The 14,451-nt window shown below is 54.6% G+C and carries 13 protein-coding genes; 1 reads left to right on the top strand and 12 read right to left on the bottom strand.

Going from position 1 to position 14,451, the window contains the following annotated elements; all coding sequences use genetic code 11:
• Positions 1 to 67 precede the first annotated feature (67 nt).
• The 10 genes from tolA to mngA all read right to left on the bottom strand — a co-directional run bounded on the left by tolA (position 68) and on the right by mngA (position 11,431).
• Positions 68 to 1,336: a cell envelope integrity protein TolA gene (gene tolA / locus L362_RS20510; RefSeq protein ID WP_008501102.1), complete on the bottom strand. Its 1,269-nt coding sequence runs from the start codon at positions 1,334 to 1,336 to the stop codon at positions 68 to 70.
• 28 nt (positions 1,337 to 1,364) lie between these two features.
• Entirely contained in the window at positions 1,365 to 1,793 is a 429-nt protein-coding gene (gene tolR, locus L362_RS20515) for a colicin uptake protein TolR (protein ID WP_003858589.1), read from the bottom strand.
• 3 nt (positions 1,794 to 1,796) lie between these two features.
• Positions 1,797 to 2,489 (bottom strand): Tol-Pal system protein TolQ, encoded by a 693-nt coding sequence (gene tolQ / locus L362_RS20520; protein ID WP_008501101.1) that lies wholly within the window; start codon positions 2,487 to 2,489, stop codon positions 1,797 to 1,799.
• Positions 2,486 to 2,890 carry a tol-pal system-associated acyl-CoA thioesterase gene (ybgC, locus tag L362_RS20525; protein WP_003858593.1) on the bottom strand — a complete coding sequence of 135 codons (405 nt, stop codon included), beginning with the start codon at positions 2,888 to 2,890 and terminating at the stop codon, positions 2,486 to 2,488. Before ybgC ends, tolQ begins: the two co-directional genes overlap by 4 nt.
• 148 nt (positions 2,891 to 3,038) lie before the next feature.
• Entirely contained in the window at positions 3,039 to 3,329 is a 291-nt protein-coding gene (ybgE, locus tag L362_RS20530) for a cyd operon protein YbgE (RefSeq protein WP_023343602.1), read from the bottom strand.
• Positions 3,329 to 3,442 carry a cytochrome bd-I oxidase subunit CydX gene (cydX, locus tag L362_RS20535; protein WP_003858598.1) on the bottom strand — a complete coding sequence of 38 codons (114 nt, stop codon included), beginning with the start codon at positions 3,440 to 3,442 and terminating at the stop codon, positions 3,329 to 3,331. Before cydX ends, ybgE begins: the two co-directional genes overlap by 1 nt.
• A gap of 14 nt (positions 3,443 to 3,456) precedes the next feature.
• Positions 3,457 to 4,596 (bottom strand): cytochrome d ubiquinol oxidase subunit II, encoded by a 1,140-nt coding sequence (gene cydB, locus L362_RS20540; protein WP_008501099.1) that lies wholly within the window; start codon positions 4,594 to 4,596, stop codon positions 3,457 to 3,459.
• A gap of 15 nt (positions 4,597 to 4,611) precedes the next feature.
• On the bottom strand, positions 4,612 to 6,180 hold the full coding sequence (cydA, locus tag L362_RS20545; protein WP_008501098.1) for a cytochrome ubiquinol oxidase subunit I: 1,569 nt from the start codon (positions 6,178 to 6,180) through the stop codon (positions 4,612 to 4,614).
• A 680-nt stretch (positions 6,181 to 6,860) separates the two neighbouring features.
• Positions 6,861 to 9,491, bottom strand: coding sequence for a mannosylglycerate hydrolase (gene mngB, locus L362_RS20550; RefSeq protein WP_023343601.1), 2,631 nt, complete (start codon positions 9,489 to 9,491; stop codon positions 6,861 to 6,863).
• A gap of 23 nt (positions 9,492 to 9,514) precedes the next feature.
• Positions 9,515 to 11,431 (bottom strand): PTS 2-O-a-mannosyl-D-glycerate transporter subunit IIABC, encoded by a 1,917-nt coding sequence (mngA, locus tag L362_RS20555; RefSeq protein ID WP_023343600.1) that lies wholly within the window; start codon positions 11,429 to 11,431, stop codon positions 9,515 to 9,517.
• Between the two features lie 170 nt (positions 11,432 to 11,601).
• Here mngA and L362_RS20560 point away from each other — a divergent pair, with 170 nt between their 5' ends.
• Positions 11,602 to 12,318 carry a GntR family transcriptional regulator gene (locus tag L362_RS20560; RefSeq protein WP_021241016.1) on the top strand — a complete coding sequence of 239 codons (717 nt, stop codon included), beginning with the start codon at positions 11,602 to 11,604 and terminating at the stop codon, positions 12,316 to 12,318.
• 83 nt (positions 12,319 to 12,401) lie between these two features.
• Here the strand turns inward: L362_RS20560 and sucD are convergent, their stop codons facing one another.
• Entirely contained in the window at positions 12,402 to 13,271 is an 870-nt protein-coding gene (sucD, locus tag L362_RS20565; protein ID WP_008501094.1) for a succinate--CoA ligase subunit alpha, read from the bottom strand.
• Positions 13,271 to 14,437 (bottom strand): ADP-forming succinate--CoA ligase subunit beta, encoded by a 1,167-nt coding sequence (gene sucC, locus L362_RS20570; RefSeq protein ID WP_006809579.1) that lies wholly within the window; start codon positions 14,435 to 14,437, stop codon positions 13,271 to 13,273. Before sucC ends, sucD begins: the two co-directional genes overlap by 1 nt.
• Positions 14,438 to 14,451 lie beyond the last annotated feature (14 nt).

Genomic DNA, 14,451 nt, shown 5'->3' with positions numbered 1-14,451 from the left:
CAAAACTACCCGAACCCTGTGACTAAACCTGGTCTATTTTTCCCCGTTTGCACGGGGAAAATGTAACTTAAGGTTTGAAGTCCAGCGGCGCATTTTTGAAGACTTCGTAGACTGCCTGCGAAGGCGGTTTAGGCATCTTCGCCTGACGCGCTGCAGCCAGGGCCGCAGTACATAAAGCCGGGTCGCCACCTTCAGACTTAATATCCAGCAGCATGCCGTCCGGAGCCAGTTTTATACGCAACGTACACGTTTTACCGGTATAGGAAGACGCATCATAGAATCGGCTTTCAATAGCGGATTTAATCTGCGCGGCATAACCGTTGATTTCAGCCCCTGTCGCACCGTTACTCTTAGTGTTACCACTTCCGGTCGGCGCTGCGTTGTTTCCTTTCGCCCCACCGCCCGTTTTCGGCGCATTCTTACCGGAGCTCAAATCGCCCAGCAGATCGTCAACCCCTGCGGCAGCAGCGGCTTTTTCAGCGGCGGCAGCCTTTTTAGCAGCCGCTTTTTCAGCTGCTGCTTTCTTATCGGCAGCGGCCTTCTCAGCTGCAGCTTTTTTGTCAGCAGCGGCTTTTTCGGCGGCTGCCGCTTTTTCTGCTGCGGCTTTTTCTGCTGCTGCTTTCTCTGCAGCAGCCGCTTTCTTCGCGGCCTCGGCAGCAGCTTTCTTCTCTGCTTCCTGAGCCGCCTTCTTCGCGGCTTCCGCTTCTGCTTTCTTCTGAGCATCAGCTGCGGCTTTCTTCGCGGCTTCCGCTTCGGCTTTCTTCTGAGCATCAGCGGCCGCTTTCTTCGCCGCTTCGGCTTCCGCTTTCTTCTGGGCGTCAGCAGCCGCTTTCTTCGCCGCTTCTGCCGCTAATTTCGCCTGGGCATCAGCCTGTGCTTTCGCGTCCGCTGCGGCTTTTGCTGCCGCCTCTTCCGCCTGCTTTTGCTGTTCCTGTGCTTTTTTCGCGGCCTCTTCGGCTTGTTTCTGCTGTTCTGCCTGCGCTTTCGCGGCTTCCTGCGCCTGCAAACGTTCTTTCTCAAGCTGCTTAAGACGCTCCTGCTCTGCGGCCTGCTTTTCACGCAGTTCTTCCGCTTGCTGTTGCGCCTGTTTTTCACGCTGCTCTTCAGCCCGTTTTGCACTCGCCTTCTGTTGTTGTTGGCGATTATAGTTCTGTACTACCGCACCGGGATCCACCATCACGGCGTCAATGGAAGACCCTCCACCGCCGCCGGCTGATGCATCAATATGCTCGTCGAACGAACTCCAGATCAGCGCTGCAAAAAGAATAACGTGCAGCACTGCGGAGACGATTATCGCTCGCTTAAGCTTGTCGTTCTGTTCGGTTGCCTTTGACACTATCGGTTCCCAAAAACTACGCGGATGATCAAATAGGTTGGGTCATTAAGCCAACTGACTTAACACCCGCACTATGTAGCAAGTTCAGCGCTTTAATAATTTCATCGTAGGGTACGTCTTTCGCGCCACCGATTAAGAAGACCGTTTTCGGATTTGACTCCAGGCGACGCTGCGCTTCGGCAATAACCTGCTCAGGTGGCAGCTGATCCATACGATCTTTTTCTACCACGACGCTGTATTGCCCTACGCCGGAAACCTCAATGATAACCGGAGGATCGTCATTGGTGCTCACCGCCTGTGATTCTGTCGCATCCGGCAGATCCACTTCCACGCTCTGGGTAATGATTGGCGCTGTTGCCATGAAGATCAGCAGCAGTACCAGCAGGACGTCCAGCAGTGGAACGATATTGATTTCGGACTTGAGCTCGCGACGACCTCGTCCACGCGATCTGGCCATGGTTTACCCCTTGTTGCTCTCGGTGCTGGTAAACGCCTGACGGTGCAGAATCGCAGTGAACTCTTCCATAAAATTGTCGTAGTTCAGTTCCAGTTTGTTCACGCGCTGGTTCAGACGGTTGTAAGCCATAACCGCAGGAATTGCCGCAAACAGACCGATAGCGGTCGCAATCAGTGCTTCAGCGATACCCGGTGCAACCATCTGCAACGTGGCCTGCTTCACCGCGCCCAGCGCGATAAAGGCGTGCATGATCCCCCACACGGTACCAAACAGGCCGATATACGGGCTGATGGAACCGACAGTACCGAGGAACGGAATATGCGTTTCAAGGTTTTCCAGCTCGCGGTTCATCGAAATGCGCATCGCACGCGAGGCACCTTCCACCACCGCTTCCGGCGCATGATTGTTTGCACGATGCAGACGGGCGAACTCTTTGAAGCCGCTATAGAAAATTTGCTCGGAGCCGGTCAGGTTTTCACGACGTCCCTGGCTCTCCTGGTACAGACGAGAAAGCTCAATGCCCGACCAGAACTTATCTTCAAACGCTTCAGCCTCACGGCCAGCGGCATTGAGGATACGCGTTCTCTGGATGATGATGGCCCAGGATGCGATTGAAAAACCAATCAAAATCAACATGATAAGTTTAACCAGAAGGCTTGCCTTCAGGAACAAATCAAGGATATTCATGTCAGTCACTGCTTAAACTCCGCGACAATAGACTTAGGAAGCGCACGAGGCTTCATTATGGTTGGATCAACACAAACAATCAGCACTTCAGCTGAGTTCAGTACGGTATTCTCTGCGTTGACTATCCGCTGCGTGAAAACCAGTGAGGTCCCGCGCATTGATGTAATTTCAGTTTGGACTTCGAGCATATCGTCGAGTCTGGCAGGCGCAAAATACTCAAGCGTCATCTTGCGTACCACGAAGGCAACTCGCTCAGCCAACAGCACCTGTTGACTAAAGTGATGATGGCGCAGCATCTCTGTGCGTGCCCGTTCATAAAAAGCAACGTAGCTGGCGTGGTAAACCACACCACCGGCATCGGTATCTTCGTAATAGACACGAACCGGCCATCGAAACAGCGTTGTATTCACTTTACATCCCAGTAATGCAACAAAAGTTAGAGCTTTTAAACTTCGCTACTATACGCGCGGGAAAGATGGTTTGGAATGGGGGAAAGTAAACGGAGAGTAAATTTTTATGGGCTCGGGTAAGCCCATAACGTTAACGGACATTTCTTATTCAGAAGAAGAAGAAAATCAAACCGGCGAGTAGCACCAGATCGGCGATCGGCGGGCAAAAAATTCCCTGCCAGTAAACGGCTTTCGGACGAAAGCCTACGCCGTGGATCACACCTGCGCACACCGCCCACATGATGAGGAAGCCGTGCCAGATTTCAAGCTCGCTGGTTTTCGCTGCAAAGCGCGAAGGGTCCCAGAAGATACAGCCTGCCAGCAGTAATGCCATCACTAAAGAAAGCGCCCGTAACGGGCGCTTATCCATTACCGCGTAAAGTTTCGCGATAATATTCATCAGTGTTTTTCTTCACCCGCTTTGGTCGCTTCAACGTGCTCAAGCGCCAGGGCAGTGATGACACCAAATGCACAGGCAAGAAGCGTCCCTAAAATCCATGCGAAATACCACATATTCAGCTCCTTACTTAATACATAGAGTGGGTGTTGCTTTCGATATGTTCTTTCGTGATGCGGCCGAACATTTTCCAGTAACACCAGATGGTGTAGGCCAGAACAATCGGAACGAACACGCAAGCAACATACGTCATCAGGTTCAGCGTCATATGGCTGGACGTTGCATCCCACATGGTCAGGCTAGCATTCAGCATGGTGCTGGATGGCATGACGAATGGGAACATCGCAATACCCGCCGTCAGGATGATGCATGCCAGAGTCAGTGAAGAGAACACGAACGCCAGCGCGCCTTTTTCCAGACGAGACGTCAACATGGTCAGCAGCGGCAGCAGCACGCCCAGCGCCGGGATCGCCCACAGCACAGGGGTAGTGTTGAAGTTCACCAGCCATGCTCCCGCCTGACGCGCCACTTCTTTGGTCAGCGGGTTAGACGGTGCGGTGTGGTTAATCGCAGACGTCACCACGTAGCCATCAATGCCGTACACCACCCACACACCGGCCAGCGCGAAGCAGACCAGCGTAACCAGCGCAGCAACCTGAGCCGTCGCGCGGGAGCGCAGATGCAGCTCGCCCACGGTACGCATCTGCAGGTAGGTTGCGCCCTGAGTGATGATCATCGCCACGCTGACGACACCGGCCAGCAGACCAAACGGATTCAGCAGCTGGAAGAAGTTACCGGTGTAGTAAAGACGCATGTACTCGTCCAGGTGGAACGGTACGCCCTGCAGCAGGTTACCGAACGCCACGCCGATCACCAGCGGTGGAACGAAGCTACCGATGAAGATGCCCCAGTCCCACATGTTGCGCCAGCGGGTATCTTCAATCTTCGAACGGTAGTCGAAACCGACCGGACGGAAGAATAAAGAGGCCAGCACCAGAATCATCGCCACATAGAAACCGGAGAACGCAGCCGCGTAGACCATCGGCCAGGCAGCGAACAGCGCGCCGCCTGCGGTGATCAGCCACACCTGGTTACCGTCCCAGTGCGGGGCGATGGAGTTGATCATGATTCGACGCTCGGTGTCATTACGACCGAGGAAACGGGTGAGCATCCCCACCCCCATGTCGAAACCATCCGTGACGGCGAAACCGATCAGCAGAACGCCAACCAGCAGCCACCAGATAAAACGCAATACTTCATAATCGATCATTTGATGACTCCTGTCTTAGCGTGCCGGCTGAGTAGTCGCAGTGGACTGCTCGTAGTGATAGCGACCGGTTTTCAGGCTGCTTGGGCCAAGGCGCGCGAACTTGAACATCAGGAACAGTTCAGCCACCAGGAACAGGGTGTACAGACCACAAATCAGCAGCATGGAGAAGATCAGGTCGCCTGCGGTCAGGGACGAGTTCGCTACCGCCGTTGGCAGCACCTCACCGATCGCCCATGGCTGACGGCCATATTCCGCCACAAACCAGCCGGACTCAATCGCGATCCACGGCAGTGGAATACCGTACAGCGCGGTGCGCAGCAGCCATTTTTTCTCGCCGATGCGGTTGCGAATCACGGACCAGAAGGACGCCGCAATGATCAGCAGCATGATGATGCCGCAGCCCACCATGATACGGAATGCGAAGTACAGTGGCGCAACGCGTGGAATTGAGTCTTTGGTTGCCATCTGGATCTGCGCTTCCGTCGCATCAGAAACGTTCGGGGTATAACGCTTCAGCAGCAGACCGTAACCCAGATCTTTCTTCACGTCGTTAAACTGATCGCGAACGGCCTGGTCGGTAGAACCGGCACGCAGCTGTTCCAGCAGCGAGTAGGCTTTCATACCGTTACGGATACGCTCTTCGTGCTGCACCATCAGCTCTTTCAGACCCGTCACCTGCTTATCAACAGAACGGGTGGCGATGATACCCAGCGCATAAGGGATTTGAATAGCGAAGCGGTTTTCCTGCGCGTCCTGATCGGGAATACCGAACAGCGTAAAGGCAGCAGGTGCCGGCTGGGTTTCCCATTCGGCTTCGATAGCGGCCAGTTTGGTTTTCTGCACGTCGCCCATTTCGTAACCGGATTCATCACCCAGAACAATAACAGAGAGAATCGCAGCCATACCGAAGCTTGCAGCGATAGCAAAGGAGCGTTTAGCAAACGCGAAGTCACGACCGCGCAGCATGTAGTAAGAACTGATACCCAGTACAAACATCGCGCCGCACACATAGCCAGAAGCGACGGTGTGAACGAATTTAACCTGAGCAACCGGGTTCAGGACCAGCTCGGCAAAGCTGACCATCTCCATACGCATGGTTTCGAAGTTGAAATCAGACGCGATAGGGTTCTGCATCCAGCCGTTCGCGACCAGGATCCACAGCGCGGACAGGTTCGAACCTAATGCCACCAGCCAGGTCACCGCCATATGCTGGACTTTACCCAGACGGTCCCAACCGAAGAAGAACAGACCTACAAAGGTGGATTCAAGGAAGAATGCCATCAGACCTTCAATGGCCAGCGGCGCACCGAAGATATCCCCTACATAGTGGGAATAGTAAGACCAGTTAGTCCCGAACTGGAACTCCATGGTCAGACCGGTTGCCACGCCCAGTGCGAAGTTGATACCAAACAACTTGCCCCAGAACTTGGTCATATCTTTATAAATCTGTTTGCCGGAGAGAACGTATACCGTTTCCATGATGGCCAGCAGGAACGCCATACCGAGCGTCAGTGGCACAAACAGGAAGTGGTACATCGCGGTCAAGGCAAACTGTAAGCGCGACAGTTCGACTATATCTAACATCATGACTCCTTGCTCATCGCATGAAGACTCCGAGAGTGAACCCCGTCAGAAAGAGATCCACACGCATGCCCCAATACAAATTATTCGCATCCTTGTCGTCGTTATTACCCTGAAGGAGGATAAAAACGATGACGTGAGGTTACAAATACGTTAATAAAAAACTCAAATTGATACCGCAAATATAATACGCTGCAAAACCCTTACAATAAACAGGTTTTTATTGAATCACATTTACGTTTTTCGACGGTGATCAATTTATAGCAAAATTACCACTTTTCGGCCATTTTGATCGGGAACAATTTAGCGCTTTTCAGCACCTTTTTCCAAGGATTAAACTTTGATTTAAATCAAAAACAAACCTTGATGTTAACTATGTTTAATCGTGGTGAGAATGGTAAAAACCATGTTAATGATATGTGCATGTAAAGATGTGATTGGTTATCGAAGACGAAAAAAAATATAAACAGAAGTGATTTTAATTAACGCGAAACAAAAGCCTCATTTCGATGCGCGGCAAACAATAAAGCATAGTCGGGCCGGGTTATTTTTCCATGGCATTTATGCACCCCTTCGTAATTACATTTATTTTACTTTTGTCACCCCATAACTTAACACCGCGGAGTGACTATTTAATGAAAAAGGCCGCAAACAGTGCAGCCTTTTAATGATATCAGCGATTCTCAGGCAAGAAGAAGGCTAAAGGTTCGCGACTGTCCCGGTCTGAACGCCCCGACAATCCCTTCGTCTTCACCGTGGTCCATCAGCCGTTCATTCATGTCCGTTTCGCAGCACCGCTTCACCGCCGGATTGACGAATAGCGTCGCGTCACATTCGCTGGACTGTGAAGGGTTGAACAGACGAAGAATGAGCTCATCACGATCTTCCGCTTTTTTGATCGCACTGAGTACACATCCCGTTGGCGAAAGCGCTAACAGGCTGTAACTTTCCGGCGTGGTCAACGACGCGCGATTCAGCTTCATTGCATCCCAGGGGATCTTGTTATAACACTGCACCGCCGTTAACCACGATTGAGCCTGCTGCGCGACACCCGCGTTTTCCGGCGTGCCGCTGAAGCTGAAGAGGCTAAAGCGACAGCTTAGCGGACCACGCACCTGAGCGTCCGGGACCGGCATTTTGATACCGGATGGTCTGCCGGGGCGCAGGAACAGATCTTCTTTGCCGAGTACCCCCACGCCGCGCAGCAAGGTCAGAGCAAATGCCTTTTGTTCATCACCCACGACTTCAAATTCACGCAGCCCCTCGGTAAATAGCGCAAGCCCGTTTCGTTTTTCCTGCAGGACGGCGTAGTTGAGTAAATTCCAGACGGGAACCGGCGCTTCTTTCCACCCCTCCTCCTGCCAGTTTTGCATCGCCGCGTCCTGCACCGGACGAGAGATCGTGCCAAACTGTGTATCCGCTAACACCTCCCGGGTCGCAAACGGCGTTGGGATGAGCACGCGAACGCGGTGGTCGTCGGCCTGATTATCCAGGCGCACCGCCACGTCAATGCGTCTGCTGTTGCGGCTTAGCGTAATCTCGAATTCAGCGTCGAGGTAGCCGTTTCGCTGGCGCGCCGCGCGTTCCGCCAGGTTCGCCGGAACGGCGATTCGATGGCGGATAACCGCCCTGCTCTGCCAGCCTTCATGGATAACCTCAACCTCATGCTCGCCCTGCGCGGAAGTGAGTCTCCACTCTTCCCGCGAAGGCGAGTAGTCATACTCATCGCCATCATCCGAGCTCTCTTCGATTTCCAGCACGCGGTCATAAATAAGCCCGGTTTCTTTGTCGCGCAGGCGCAGCGTACCGTCGTCATTTACGTCAATCTGCCAGAAGGCGTTTTCAAGTAAGGATTCGGTATTTTCCCCGGCAGAGAGCACCTTCCCGGCCACGTTAGGTTCGATAAACAGCGTACGATAGCCCATCGACGGCAGTATCTGGCTGAGCTGAATATCAAACTCCATAAACGGTTCGTAATTGCCGTAGTGGACAATCTGTCGGTCAATGAGGCCAGGGTCGAGCTCGCGCGCGCTGCGGATGAAATACGGGATCTCGTTGCCTTTGTCATCCCGCAGACGGAACTGGCTGGCGCGCAGTCGAATCGTGGTGTTCATCACCTCCTCACGCGGCCAGGGCATCAGATTGAACATCACCAGCTTATCGGCATCGCTTTGCGGCATGTTGTCGACAATCTTGCGCATATAGAAACGCGCCAGGTTGTCTGCCATGTCCTCAGCCAGCTCGAAGCGGGAGACAATCTCGCGATGCACCTTGTCGCTGCAGCAGCAGCCGATGCTGTCGTGAGCGTGGTTTTTGAGGATCTCTTTCCACATCTTCTCCAGCAGGCCGTGGTGGTAGTCGAAGCCCAGCGTCCAGGCAAGCGTCGCCAGCGGCTCGAGGATGTTAACAATTTTGTTCTCAATACGCGCATGGGCGATTTTGATATCCATGCGCGTGGAGCCGATGGTCCGGTGCACGCGCATGTATTTCCCGTCGATAAACTCACCTTTTAAGGTCGCCAGGTCATCGCGGTGCGCGTCGATGCAATCAAAGACCTCCTCAAACCGGCTCATCACAAATTGACGCTGCGGATAGATTTCACGCAGCTTCTCCATCACCGCGAAAATGTTCTGCTGCAGCGGCATCTGGTCGTGGCCGTTGGGCAGCAAAATCGCTTTAGTAACGGACGCCTTTTCCAGAACCTCGAAATAGCTGTCGAGCCGTTTTCGCAGCCCCGCTTCGTCCTCCGGTAAGTACTTACCAATCGCGTAGCCCAGCGGCAGCACCTGTGCCGTCACTTCACTGCCGTCCTGGCTCTGCCAGAGAAATTCGGTTTTATCGGTCCCGTGGCGTTCAGAACAACCGCGCCAGAACATCGTGCGGGTAATGCCAAACCCGTTATAGATATGCGGAAGCTGGCCGGACATGCCAAACGAATCCGGCAGATAGCCGATCTTCATCGGCTCGCCGAAGGCCATACAATCCCGGATGCCGTACATCAGGTTGCGGACAATCGACTCGCCGCTCACGATCGTGGTATCGGTCTGGGTATACCAGGGGCCGATAATCAGCTTTCCACGCTCGACAAGCGCCTTCACGCGAGAGCGGTTTTCGGGCACAACGGCAAAATAATCCTCCAGTACAGCCGTCTGTCCATCGAGAACATAGTATTTGTACTCATCATCCTGCTCCAGCCGGGTCAGGATCTCTTCCATATTATTGACCAGAAGTATACGCGACTCTTCGGTGGTGAAGTACCACTCACGGTCCCAGTGCATATGCGGCGTGATATGAACGCGAGATACAGCTTTCATCTTCGTTTCCTGTTTGTGCGTTTTTACGATAAGGCGTCTTCAGTGACGTAGTTGCCCTTTTTTACCGCCTGGCGTCGCCAGAGCAGCAGAACCAGGGTGGAGATAGCGGTACCCACCAGCGCCGCGCCAAACCAGCCCGCCGCCGCAACCACACCGCCCAACCCGGCATCGTGAAGTAAAAAGAGAGAGAAAATCCCGGCCCCCGGCGTAGACAACCCGATCCCCATCGCACCGACAGCCGCGCCTGTCACCATGGATCCGAGTACAAATGAGCCAATGACGCGAAGCGGGTCTTCAATCGCCATCGGAATCGCCCCTTCGGTAATGCCCGCGAGGCCGAGCAGCCAGGTCGATTTACCGGTTTCAATTTCAAACGACTTAAACAGCTTCGGTGCCAGCATCGTTGACGCCGTGACGGTGAAGGCTGAGACCATTTTGACGGAGGCAAAGATGGCATAGGGACCGTATACCCCGTTCGCCATCGCCCCCAGGCAAAACGCGTAAGAGGCTTTGTTGACCGGGCCACCCAAATCGAATGAGCACATAAACCCGAGGATTGCCCCCAGAAGCAGCGCATTCGCGCCGGAGAGACCGTCAAGCCAGACGGTGAGCGTGTTATTGAGCCAGGCCACCGGTTCGCCAATCACAAACAGCATCAGGCTGCCCGCGCCCAGCACGCCAATCACCGGATAGAGATAAAAAGTCATAAAGCCGTTGTAGCGGCTACTGAGCCGGATGTGGTTTTTCACCCAGCGCATCAGATAGCCCGCGATCAGCCCACCGACGATAGCGCCGAGAAAACCGGAGCCGATCATGTTGGCAGCCAGACCGGCCGCAAAGCCCGGCGTCAGCGCGGGTTTATCCGCCAGCGAGTAGGCGGTGTAGGCCGACAGGACAGGCACCATCAAAATGCCGAGCATGCCGCCGCCAAGCTTGCGGTACATCCACAGCCACGAGTTTTCCTGGTCAAACAGGTGCTGCAGGCCAAGGATCTGCGCCAGCAGTACCGATACGGCCAGCACCGTACCGCCAGCGACGATCAGCGGCACCGCAAAAGAGATGCCGCTGAGAAGCGCCTGCTTGAGTTCAGTTTTAACGCGCTTTTTCGTTTCGGTATCGACCTGCGCATGGCGCGCATCGGTAGAAGGCTTTAGCGCCAGCGCGCGCTCAATCAACGCTTCAGCATGACGCAGGGGTTCCGCAACGGGCACGGAAATGGCGGGGATCCCCTGAAAGCGCTCGCTCTCTTTGATCGCCACTTCAGCGGCAAAAATACACGCTTTCGCCTCCAGCAACTGCTGGGCAGTAATGCGCCCTTCAATACCGTTCGCCCCCTGCTTTTCAACCACCACGTTGACGCCGAGCTTACGTCCCGCTTTCTCCAGGTACTCTGCGGCCATATAGGTATGCGCGATCCCCGCCGGACAGGCGGTGACACAGACGACGGTTGGTGCATTCACCGGCGTATCAGCCTCGTCTTCCTTCGAGACACCGTTCAGCGCATCAAGCAGATCCTCTGCCGTCTCAGCAGCCATAACGCGTTCCCGGAGGGCATCATCGGCAAGGCGAGACGTCAGCGCCGTCAGCACCTGGATATGCGTGGATCCCGCTTCAGCTGGCGGGATGGCAAGCAGGACGATCAGCTCTACGCGTTCAGGGCCGTCCACCCCCTCCCACTCCAGCGGTTCGCGCAGCGTAGCAACCGCAAAAGCCGCTTCGTTCACCGCGCTCGATTTACCATGCGGGACAGCCAGCCCTTCACCCAGGGCGGTTGGCCCCTGCGATTCGCGACGGTAGACCTCCGCCAAAAATGCCTCGCCATCGGTAATTTTGCCCAGCGCCACCAGCCGCATTGTAAGCTGGCGAATGGCCTCATCACGGCTGGCATAGTGCGCCTGCACGCAGACAGCACTGGTGTGGGTCAGGGTCGTCAGGTTCATAAGATCCTCACACATACGTTGTTATTGTCTGGCGGCAATTGTGGCAGGTCATACAATACATTTATGTGATCATTTTCACTAACAACGCAAATTTGTATTTAAGTTGTATTATTTACAAATTTTAAGCGGGAGGCATAATTCCATGAAAAGGTATTAGAAAGGCAGATTCGATGGGTAACAAACCGATGTACCGGCAAATAGCCGATGCGCTTCGCGAAAAAATCAGTGCGGGAGAGTTAAAGCCTGGCGATGCGTTACCGACGGAATCCAGCCTTCAGGAGGCATTCAACGTGAGTCGCGTCACGGTGAGACAGGCGCTGAAGCTGCTTACGGAAGAGCAGATCGTCGAGAGCATTCAGGGCAGCGGCACCTACGTAAAAGAAGAGCGCGTCAATTACGACATTTACCAGCTCACCGGGTTTTACGAAAAACTGGCGGACCGGAACGTGGATACCCACAGTGAGGTGAGCATTTTCGAAGTGCTGAAAGCCGATGCAAAACTTGCCGAAAAGCTAAATCTCTCTCATGACGATAAAGTCTGGCACGTTAAACGCGTCCGCTTTATCAAACAAAAACCGGTAAATCTGGAAGAAACGTGGATGCCGCTGGCCCTGTTCCCCGACCTCACCTGGGAAGTGATGGAGAATTCGAAATACCACTACGTTGAGCAGATCAAAAAGCTGGTTATCGATCGCAGCGAGCAGGAGCTGGTGCCGATCATGCCGTCAGAGGAGGCGATCGCCGCGCTGTCGCTCGATCCGGCAAAGCCGATCCTGGAAAAAGTCTCCCGCGGATTTCTGAAGGACGGGCGGGTATTTGAATACAGCCGCAACGTGTTCAATACCGATGATTACAAGTTCACGCTAGTCGCCAGACGCAGGCAATAAAAAAGGCCGCTTTACAGCGGCCAACCATGTCGAAACGGACATTTTTATACTGCAACGCCCCCCTTTCGGGGAGCAGAGAGGACTTACTTAATGATGGATTTCAGTGCTTCGCCGATATCCGCCAGGCTGCGAACGGTCTTCACGCCTGCGGCTTCCAGCGCTGCGAATTTCTCATCAGCCGTACCTTTACCACCGGCGATGATCGCGCCTGCGTGACCCATACGCTTGCCTTTCGGCGCGGTCACACCCGCGATGTAACCCACAACTGGCTTGGTCACGTGTTCTTTGATGTAAGCAGCCGCTTCTTCTTCCGCGCTACCACCGATCTCACCGATCATCACGATCGCTTCGGTCTGTGGATCTTCCTGGAACAGCTTCAGGATGTCGATGAAGTTAGAACCCGGGATTGGGTCACCGCCGATGCCCACGCAGGTGGACTGGCCGAAACCGTAGTCGGTGGTCTGCTTAACCGCTTCATAGGTCAGGGTACCGGAACGGGACACGATGCCCACTTTACCCGGCTTGTGAATGTGGCCCGGCATGATGCCGATTTTGCATTCGCCCGGGGTGATCACGCCTGGGCAATTCGGGCCGATCATACGTACGCCAGCTTCATCCAGCTTCACCTTCACGGTCAGCATATCCAGCGTTGGGATACCTTCGGTGATGGTGATGATCAGTTTGATGCCTGCGTCGATCGCTTCCAGAATAGAGTCTTTGCAGAACGGCGCCGGAACGTAGATCACGGTTGCGGTTGCGCCCGTCGCTTCTACGGCTTCACGCACGGTGTTGAACACCGGCAGGCCCAGATGCGTGGTGCCGCCTTTACCTGGCGTTACGCCGCCAACCATCTGCGTGCCGTAGGCAATCGCCTGTTCGGAGTGGAAAGTCCCCTGGCTACCGGTGAAGCCCTGGCAGATAACCTTGGTATCTTTATTAATTAAAACTGACATTATTTCCCCTCCACTGCGGCAACAACCTGCTGAGCTGCATCCGTCAGACTTTTCGCTGCAATAATATTCAGGCCGCTGTCAGCCAGTTTTTTCGCGCCGAGTTCAGCGTTGTTACCTTCCAGACGCACAACCACCGGAACGTTAACACCCACTTCTTCTACCGCACCGATGATACCGTCGGCGATCAGGTCGCAACGGACGATGCCGCCGAAGATGTTAACCAGAACGGCCTTCACGTTGTCGTCGGAGAGAATGATTTTGAACGCTTCGGTTACGCGCTCTTTGGTTGCGCCACCGCCCACGTCGAGGAAGTTCGCTGGCTCGCCGCCGTGCAGCTTAACGATGTCCATGGTGCCCATCGCCAGGCCCGCACCGTTAACCATGCAGCCGATGTTACCGTCCAGCGCCACGTAGTTCAGTTCCCACTGTGCCGCCTGCGCTTCACGCGGGTCTTCCTGAGACTGGTCGCGCATTTCGCGCAGATCCGGCTGGCGGAACAGCGCGTTGCCGTCAGCGCCCAGCTTGCCGTCGAGGCAGATCAGATCGCCCTGGGTCGTGATCACCAGCGGGTTGATCTCGATCAGCGCCAGATCGCGCTCCAGGAAAATGGTCGCCAGACCCATGAAGATCTTGGTGAACTGCTGAACCAGCTTGCCTTCCAGACCCAGTTTGAACGCCAGCTCGCGACCCTGGTAAGGCATTGGGCCTGCCAGCGGATCGATAGCCACTTTGTGGATCAGGTGCGGGGTCTCTTCCGCCACTTTTTCGATTTCCACGCCGCCTTCGGTAGATGCCATGAATACCACGCGACGGGAGCTACGGTCAACCACCGCGCCCAGGTACAGCTCTTTCGCGATGTCGGTTGCCGCTTCAACCAGGATCTGGTTAACCGGCTGGCCGTTCGCATCTGTCTGGTAGGTTACCAGACGCTTGCCGAGCCAATGTTCAGCAAACGCACGAATCTCTTCTTTGCTCTTAACAACCTTCACACCGCCCGCTTTACCACGGCCACCAGCGTGAACCTGACACTTAACTACCCACGGGCCGGAACCGATTTTAGATGCGGCTTCTTCTGCTTCACGCGGGGTAGTACAGGCATAACCCACCGGAGCCGGTAAGCCATACCGGGCAAACAGCTGTTTGGCCTGATATTCATGTAAGTTCATGTGTTCTATCCATC

Origin of the sequence: Enterobacter sp. MGH 16, from assembly GCF_000493175.1 — a bacterium.
GTDB lineage: Bacteria > Pseudomonadota > Gammaproteobacteria > Enterobacterales > Enterobacteriaceae > Enterobacter > Enterobacter roggenkampii.
This window is presented reverse-complemented; position numbering and strand designations above follow the sequence as displayed.

Excerpts from the sequence above, each read along its gene's own strand:
- tolR (WP_003858589.1), bottom strand. The coding sequence starts at position 1,793 with ATGGCCAGATCGCGTGGACGAGGTCGTCGCGAGCTCAAGTCCGAAATC.
- ybgE (WP_023343602.1), bottom strand. The coding sequence starts at position 3,329 with ATGAATATTATCGCGAAACTTTACGCGGTAATGGATAAGCGCCCGTTA.
- cydX (WP_003858598.1), bottom strand. The coding sequence starts at position 3,442 with ATGTGGTATTTCGCATGGATTTTAGGGACGCTTCTTGCCTGTGCATTT.
- cydB (WP_008501099.1), bottom strand. The coding sequence starts at position 4,596 with ATGATCGATTATGAAGTATTGCGTTTTATCTGGTGGCTGCTGGTTGGC.
- cydA (WP_008501098.1), bottom strand. The coding sequence starts at position 6,180 with ATGTTAGATATAGTCGAACTGTCGCGCTTACAGTTTGCCTTGACCGCG.
- mngB (WP_023343601.1), bottom strand. The coding sequence starts at position 9,491 with ATGAAAGCTGTATCTCGCGTTCATATCACGCCGCATATGCACTGGGAC.
- mngA (WP_023343600.1), bottom strand. The coding sequence starts at position 11,431 with ATGAACCTGACGACCCTGACCCACACCAGTGCTGTCTGCGTGCAGGCG.
- L362_RS20560 (WP_021241016.1), top strand. The coding sequence starts at position 11,602 with ATGGGTAACAAACCGATGTACCGGCAAATAGCCGATGCGCTTCGCGAA.
- sucD (WP_008501094.1), bottom strand. The coding sequence starts at position 13,271 with ATGTCAGTTTTAATTAATAAAGATACCAAGGTTATCTGCCAGGGCTTC.
- sucC (WP_006809579.1), bottom strand. The coding sequence starts at position 14,437 with ATGAACTTACATGAATATCAGGCCAAACAGCTGTTTGCCCGGTATGGC.